Here is a 1,693-nt window from a genome sequence, read left to right as displayed (position 1 = left end):
TCTAAAAGTTATTTATAAAATAATCGTAGAATTCATGGGAAATAACATTAAATACTTCTCGCAATGACCTGTTCACAGCCTCAGTTTCATTGATATGCCCTTCTCTACCACTTCGGGTAAACTCTAATTCACTATTTCCATATTGTTTTGCAAGTACGGTAATATTTAGGTTCCAACTAATGAATTTCAAATCTTTTCGTTTTCCATTAGCTCTTGCGATTGTCAGTTCAGCTGCAATATTAAAATCAATTAATGAACTGTTTTGGTAGGGATCAACATTGAAGCCGATTGCATTGAAGGTTTCGCTCAAATACTTCACCAGCTGTTTTTGCCATTTGCCTGCAGCTTTAATGGACACAGAGATATTATTGGTAAAACGCATTTGCTCACTTACTAATTCGTTTTTGCTTATTTTCAGATCCACCCCATGGTCCAAAATAGAAATAACACGGTACTGCTCGTTCAGTTCCTCCGTTAAATCCGCCAAATTAATTGCTTTCTGAAGATATTTTAACTTCTCCATTTTGTTTAAAGTTCCGTTGTATTGGCTGTAAATATTTTGAATGCGGATATTATTTTTCTCAATTTCTTCATTATAAATTTTGCCTGTTTTTATTCGGTCTAAACATGCCAGAACAAAATAAACACCATCTTTTTCATCAAAATATGTTTTTTCAAATTCAATACCTCTTAATGATCGCTCTTTTTCAAATAATGTTTGTTTTGCCATAGTTTCGTCAGAAGTAAACCGAGCACCTATTTTTTCTTGATATTTCTGTTTAACAGATTCGCGAGTTGTAACATCCTTTTGAATTGCCTTTGAGATATTGTTGTAAGCATCCGTTTCGGCAGCACTTTTTGCGTTTCCTGTACCCACAGCATTTATAAAAAGATTTTTGCTATAGTCCTTATAAGGATGATAAACCCAATCAGGAATCTGCATTGGCTTTTTTGGAGCGGAACAAGAGATAATGAAAATAACCATTGCCATTAATACTAATTTTTTCTGCATCATTTCCTCCATATATAAGTTTTAGCAATCCAATTCGTTATAAAGAACATTTTTGTCAAGCTTCTTTTAAATTTTCGCATCCCCCATTTTTTTACAAGAATGCATCAAAAAAAACCAAGTTATTTGAGGGCGTTTTGTCTGGATTTATTCGTCAGTCTTTTTGGACAAAGCTGTTATGCTAAGGATTTATCCGCCAGTTGGCGGATCGAGCATTTTCTTCTTTATTGACTACCGATTTTTGAACAATGTCTGCGAGAGGATAAACCCCCACGCTAAATCGAAAAAAGTATTATGAATAATACTCATTACATAGCAGCCATTTTTTTCTGCCTGATTTATCTGTCAACGGAAGTCGAAATGACCACAAAATCGGAAGTTTATTTTCCCACACTTTTACTAATTTTTGTTTACCGAGTGAAATGAGCCATCTCTTGATGCTGTTTTTCTCCATACATATTTCCCTTTCATCCCGTTGGATAGTCATCCTACGGGATTCACATCTTTTAACCGATGAGATTTTTAATTCTCATCTTTGCAAATGTAACAAGTGGGGGATAACCATTGCGAAGGTCTCAGATTAGTTAGAGTCTATCCGTGAAGTATAGATTCGACACAGATGAACAATGATAAAAATGATTTACGCTGATAAAAATTTTATTATAAAAAATGGTAGGCGACAAT

1 protein-coding gene is annotated in these 1,693 nt (G+C 34.3%); it reads right to left on the bottom strand.

Annotated features, from left to right (window positions below):
* Position 1 precedes the first annotated feature (1 nt).
* On the bottom strand, positions 2 to 1,015 hold the full coding sequence (locus tag U9P79_09540) for an LPP20 family lipoprotein (GenBank protein MEA2104865.1): 1,014 nt from the start codon (positions 1,013 to 1,015) through the stop codon (positions 2 to 4).
* Positions 1,016 to 1,693 lie beyond the last annotated feature (678 nt).

It is taken from the genome of Candidatus Cloacimonadota bacterium (assembly GCA_034661015.1).
Lineage (GTDB): Bacteria > Cloacimonadota > Cloacimonadia > JGIOTU-2 > JGIOTU-2 > JAYEKN01.
The sequence above is the reverse complement of the archived record's forward strand: the minus strand, read 5'-3'. Positions and strand labels throughout refer to the sequence as shown.